5 protein-coding genes and 2 tRNA genes are annotated in these 5,774 nt (G+C 40.7%); 6 read left to right on the top strand and 1 reads right to left on the bottom strand.

Translation table 11 applies throughout. The annotated features are described in order from the left end of the window. Positions 1-181: 181 nt before the first annotated feature. A complete protein-coding gene (locus HHA42_RS13020) occupies positions 182-1,441 on the bottom strand; it encodes a diguanylate cyclase (protein WP_168526804.1) in 1,260 nt (419 codons plus the stop codon). Positions 1,442-1,638: 197 nt separating this feature from the next. Between HHA42_RS13020 and pyrC the strand changes: the two genes are divergently transcribed. From pyrC to HHA42_RS12990, 6 genes are all read left to right on the top strand, one after another. Then, positions 1,639-2,673, top strand: coding sequence for a dihydroorotase (pyrC, locus tag HHA42_RS13015; protein WP_168418625.1), 1,035 nt, complete (start codon positions 1,639-1,641; stop codon positions 2,671-2,673). Continuing rightward, entirely contained in the window at positions 2,658-3,320 is a 663-nt protein-coding gene (gene rnt, locus HHA42_RS13010; protein ID WP_168526802.1) for a ribonuclease T, read from the top strand. The genes pyrC and rnt overlap by 16 nt, the downstream gene beginning before the upstream one ends. Positions 3,321-3,487: 167 nt before the next feature. Further along, entirely contained in the window at positions 3,488-3,646 is a 159-nt protein-coding gene (locus HHA42_RS13005; RefSeq protein WP_168418627.1) for a hypothetical protein, read from the top strand. Between the two features lie 135 nt (positions 3,647-3,781). After that, a tRNA-Glu gene (locus HHA42_RS13000) sits at positions 3,782-3,857 on the top strand. A 110-nt stretch (positions 3,858-3,967) separates the two neighbouring features. Further along, positions 3,968-5,386 carry an amino acid permease gene (locus HHA42_RS12995; RefSeq protein ID WP_168526799.1) on the top strand — a complete coding sequence of 473 codons (1,419 nt, stop codon included), beginning with the start codon at positions 3,968-3,970 and terminating at the stop codon, positions 5,384-5,386. A 312-nt stretch (positions 5,387-5,698) separates the two neighbouring features. After that, positions 5,699-5,774: transfer RNA gene (locus HHA42_RS12990), tRNA-Glu, on the top strand.

The raw sequence follows: 5,774 nt of genomic DNA, 5'->3' as shown, positions 1-5,774 counted from the left end.
AAGAGTGGATTCTAAATGTTCAGATAAAGACATAAAAAAATGAGCGTATTTACATACACTCATTTTTACTACATTTTACTAAAATTTGCTTAACTGACTGGCATTAGCTCAATATGAGCGGCTTTTTTAGTTTTGAATCAGAAACTTACTACCTGTAAAATATTTTTAAGTACAAATGGTTTTAAAGCATCTCTTCCACTTGCAAAGTGTGATAATAAATTTGATTGCGTCCTAATTGTTTAGCACGGTACAACGCTTGGTCTGCACGTTGCAGAAAATCGCTTTTGAAAACGTCTGCCTCACCTTTATAAACCGTAAAACCTAAGCTGATTGTAACAGTACTTGCCACCGTAGACTGGCTATGTGGAATTGCCAAACGCTCTACCGCTTTAAAAATATTGGAAGCGACTGCGTAAGCACCATGCGCATCCGTTTCTGGCAGCAACACCACAAACTCCTCGCCACCATAACGTGCCACAAAATCCATGTGGCGAATAGAATCTTTAATCGATTTGGCAATTGAGGAAATCACTTCATCGCCCTTTTGATGCCCGTAATGGTCGTTGTATTTTTTAAAGAAATCTACATCAATAAATAACAAAGACAAAGCAGTTTCATCATGTCGAGCCTGCTCAAAAAAACTGTCCAGCATTTCATCAAAGGTGCGTCGATTGGAAACTTTGGTCAATGAATCATGCTGACTTAAATGCAGCAACTCTTCTGCATGAATACGATTAATTTTTTCACTGAGTCGGGCTTGGTGCATCACCAAGAAAATCATACGCTCACGGGTACACAACATTTTACTGATCAAAAAACCCATTACCGTACTGCCAACCAACACCCGCCCCATCACCATCACATCAATAGGAATATATAGAGTCAGAAGCATCACCATCGCAACGACAGCCGCCATTAAGCCAGTCAACAGCATGTGAAATGGCTTCACCCCTGTTAGTACATACCCCATAATATAAATCATGCAAATAATCATCATGGCTTGGTGTCTGAACACTTCGGTATGTACGGTCATGGTTAGCCATGTCATCGACACAATTGCCCAGAAAATCAGCCCTATAGCGGCATAGGCGTAGTACGGACGCAATACGCGATAATGCGCAAAGAAAAACAGCGTGAGTAAGCAAAACGCTCCGTTAACCAAACCTAGAAAAGAATGGATAAAATCATGCTTAAAAGCAGCACGGTCAATAATCCAGTAATCCCCTGTAATAATCAGTACGGTCAAAATGAAGTAAATCAGTACACCCGACCAAAAGTATTGATTAATATTGTGGCGTGCTTGTTCAAGATGTTGTTGCCAAAACTCAAGCTCTAACTGCTTTGGAAAAACCTGCCCCGCACGTTTGCGCTGACGTTTAATCAACGCCTCATTTTTTTCTTTGTCGTACTGTAATTTCGCTAATTTATATTTGTATTCCATGGATGCTTTAAATTCCATTTAACTGCTCAGGTTCTACAACCCAATGCCCCAACAAGCCATATAATTTTTTTAGTGGTTTAAAAATAACACAATGTCAGCAAAATTAATTCAGCCATTTCTATTTTTTATGGCTTTCGACGTTACCATTTTAACATTTATAGATTATCATCTGTTTTATTTTTCAGACTGGCAGCGCCTTGAATACGATTACTCTTATCCAGCCAGATGACTGGCATGCACATTTACGTGATGGTTTAGCACTTCAACGTACTGTACCCGATCTTGCCAAGCAATTTTCACGCGCAATTTGTATGCCTAACCTTGTTCCACCTGTGAAAACTGTGGAAGAAGCAGAGGCCTATCGTGAACGCATTATGGCGCACGTGCCTGAAGGTATCGCATTTGACCCTCGCATGGTGTTGTATTTTACCGATCAGACCTCGCCTGAAGAAGTTAAAAAAATAAAAGAATCAGCGCATGTGAATGCGATTAAACTTTACCCTGCTGGCGCGACCACCAACTCAGACAATGGGGTTAGCGATATTCGTAAAGTATATGCCGTGATTGAGCAACTTGAAGAGCAGCAAGTGCCTTTATTGTTGCACGGTGAAGTCACACATCATCATGTCGATATTTTTGACCGTGAAAAGCGTTTCCTAGATGAAGTGTTATCGCCTTTGTTGCAACAGTTCCCGAACTTGAAACTGGTACTTGAGCACATTACCACTTCTGAAGCCGCACAATTTGTTTTAGAACAAGGTCGCAATGTAGCAGCAACCATTACCCCACAACATTTATTGTTTAACCGTAATGACATGTTGGTGGGTGGTGTAAAACCGCATTTCTATTGTTTGCCAATTTTGAAACGTCAAACGCATCAGCAAACATTATTGGAAGTCGCAACTAGTGGTAATCCTAAATTTTTCTTAGGTACAGACAGTGCACCGCACTCAAAAAATGCTAAAGAAAATGCATGTGGTTGCGCAGGCTGTTATAGTGCCCCTACTGCAATTGAACTCTATGCTCAAGCTTTTGACCAAGTCGGCCGTATTGATCGCCTAGAAGGTTTTGCCAGCTTGTTTGGTGCAGATTTCTATGGTTTGCCACGCAATACCAACACCATTACCTTGGTAAAAGAAGAGCAAACTATTCCAACCAGTTTAGACTACTTGGATGGTGAACAAATTATTCCGCTATATGCGGGTAAAACCATTCAATGGAGAAAAGTGTGACAGATACAACTTTGCCCGTTATAGGGCAACGTTTTCGTGGTTTTTTGCCTGTGGTGGTCGATGTTGAAACCGCAGGCTTTAATGCCCAAACCGATGCTTTATTGGAAATTGCTGCTATTCCCATCATTTATGATGCTGAAGGCAAATTTGTTCCAGGTGAAGCGTATCATGCGCATATCAACCCATTTGAAGGGGCAAATTTAGACCGTCGCTCATTGGATTTTATTGGGATTGACCCATTTAACCCAATGCGTGTGGCCATGGCTGAAGATGAAAAAACAGCGTTAAAGCGGATTTTCAAATCTATAAATGAAGTGCGACGTCAGCAAAATTGTACCCATGCTATTTTAGTGGGTCACAATGCACATTTTGACTTAGGCTTTGTACAAGCAGCCATTGCCCGTACAGGCACTAAAAACCAAAATCCATTCCACAGCTTTTCTGTGTTCGATACTGTGACTTTAAGTGCTGTGATGTTTGGTCAAACGGTGCTGGCAAAATCATGTATTCAGGCAGGTATTGAGTTTGATGGTAAAGAGGCTCACTCGGCACTGTACGATACTCAAAAAACAGCGGAACTCTTTTGTTTTATTCTAAACAAACTTGCACCGCACTTGGTCGAAACCCTACTTACCCCTGAAGCATAATTGCCCACAATTTCTCATTTTGATTGATCTAAACATGGCAGACATTAAATGTCTGCCATGTTTTTTATAGCAACAACTTATCTTTTGCTCACCTTAGGCACTGAATCACTCTTTTTAAGCTGTATTTGGTTATAATGAGTCAGTTCAATTATTTGTGCTTTGCTGTCATGTTAAAAAAGATTCTCTTGGTTCTGGTCATTTTGGCGCCTTCTGCGTTATATATCTATATTGTTAACCGTGACAGCGACAAGGCAGAAACTCCAACTCAAACTGTACCCGCAACAGAAACAGCTGCAGAAAAGCAATACCAAACACCCGAACATTAAAATGGATTCGTTCAGCTAATTCTTTATTTGTGAGTTATTATTTTTTAAACAAATTGCAATTTAGTGATTGGATTTTATTTAATTCTGGTTTGACACTCACCTTAAAAATTAATAATATACGCATCACCTCACAACGTCCCTATCGTCTAGAGGCCTAGGACATCGCCCTTTCACGGCGGTAACCGGGGTTCGAATCCCCGTAGGGACGCCATTTATCGTGCTATACGATCATTTCTAATTCAAACATATTATTTTCAAGATTGCAGAATTGTAGTTTTTCTCTACAATACTTCGCTTCTTTTATTTTTTCTCCTATCACTTATGCAGTCATCCAATCATCAGAATGATGTTGTGCATCAAGGTCGTGCTGAGCCTTTAAAACGTGCAATGAGTACCCGCCATTTGGTTATGATTTCATTGGGCGGAGCCATTGGTACAGGTTTATTTCTTGGCTCAGGTGAAGTGATTGCACAAACAGGGCCTATTGGCGCAATTATCGCGTATATTTTTGGTGGTTTAATTGCCTACATGGTCATGCTGTGTTTGGGCGAACTTGCCGTACACTTGCCTGTTTCAGGTTCATTTGGTGCTTATGCCAAACAATATATTGGCCCAGGCACGGGTTATACCATTACTTGGCTGTATTGGCTCACGTGGTCAGTCACCTTGGGTACAGAGTTTACCGCTGCTGCCTTGCTCATGCAGGAATGGTTTCCGCATATTTCCATGTGGATTTGGACACTCATTTTTGGTGGCGTCGTGTTCAGTTTGAATATGATTTCAACCCGCCTTTTTGCAGAGTCTGAATTTTGGCTGTCATTAGTCAAAGTAGTCACCGTAATTGCCTTTATTGTTTTGGGTTTAATGGCTATTTTTGGCGCTGTATCTTATCAAGGTTATAGCTCCGCACCATTATTCAGCAATTTGACCGCACAAGGCTGGTTTCCTGAAGGTTTATTCCCTATTTTTGCCACCATGTTAATTGTGAATTTTGCCTTTTCAGGCACTGAGCTAATTGGTGTCGCTGCAGGTGAAACTAAAGATCCTGCCAAAAATGTACCCAAAGCCATTAACACTGCCATTTTCCGCCTGTTGATTTTCTTTGTGGGTACAATTGTCGTGATCAGTGCCTTATTGCCTCATCAGGCTGCAGGTTTGGCCGCTGAAGGCGTCAGCAGCAGTCCTTTTGTGACCGTGTTTAATCAGATTGGTATTCCTTATGCAGAAGATATTATTCGCTTTGTGATTATTACAGCTTTACTGTCTGCTGCAAACTCTGGCTTATTTGCAGCTTCACGGATGATGTGGTCGTTGTCACATCAAAAACAATTACCGCAGATTTTCTCTAAAGTGAATGCACGCGGTATTCCATACATTGCAGTGATGGTAACGATGTTAGGGGCAATGCCAGGTTTATTGTCTGAACAATTCGCACCTGAAACCATCTTTAAAAACCTGTTGGGTGTTGCTGCGTTTACTATGGTAGTGGTGTGGATGAGTATTTGTTTAAGCCAGTTCAATTTCCGACGTCAATGGTATAAACAAGGTAAAACCGTTCAAGACCTTGGCTTTGCATCACCACTGTTCCCGCTTGTCCCTATTTTAGGTTTTGTGTTTTGCTTTATCACCTGCCTTAGCATGGTATTTGACCCTGAAATGTGGGCTGGCTTTATTGGCTGTATGATTTTTATTGCACTGTGCTATATCAGCTATTACACGATTTATCATCCAAAATCATAAGTCTATATTCAACAGTTCACTTTAAAAATGAATACGAACAGGAGGGTAATCTAAAAGATTATTCTCCTGTTTTATTTTTGCGTTGTATTTAGATTAAAGATCAATCTTGTTGTTACATAAATTATTAAACTAGCTGAACTAAAAATGTGCACACTTCAAATTGTGTGAAAAGCATGATTTTTACCACTTAAATGCAATGACTTGAGCTGAATAGTTTTAATTTTATCCAGTCGGACATTTTTTTCAAAATTATTGCAGAAAAGCGTTTGACACCCCCCAATATACGCCCTATTATACGCCCACCTCTGAAACGTCCCTATCGTCTAGAGGCCTAGGACATCGCCCTTTCACGGCGGTAACCGGGGTTCGAATCCCCGTAGGGACGCCA

The organism is Acinetobacter sp. A3 (genome assembly GCF_012371415.1).
Classification (GTDB): domain Bacteria; phylum Pseudomonadota; class Gammaproteobacteria; order Pseudomonadales; family Moraxellaceae; genus Acinetobacter.
Note: the sequence above shows the minus strand (reverse complement) of the source record. Positions and strands in the feature narration are given on the sequence as shown.

What these genes read in the sequence shown, in the direction of transcription:
- HHA42_RS13020 (WP_168526804.1), bottom strand. Translation starts at nt 1,441, where the DNA reads ATGGAATACAAATATAAATTAGCGAAATTACAGTACGACAAAGAAAAA.
- rnt (WP_168526802.1), top strand. Translation starts at nt 2,658, where the DNA reads ATGGAGAAAAGTGTGACAGATACAACTTTGCCCGTTATAGGGCAACGT.
- HHA42_RS13005 (WP_168418627.1), top strand. Translation starts at nt 3,488, where the DNA reads ATGTTAAAAAAGATTCTCTTGGTTCTGGTCATTTTGGCGCCTTCTGCG.
- HHA42_RS12995 (WP_168526799.1), top strand. Translation starts at nt 3,968, where the DNA reads ATGCAGTCATCCAATCATCAGAATGATGTTGTGCATCAAGGTCGTGCT.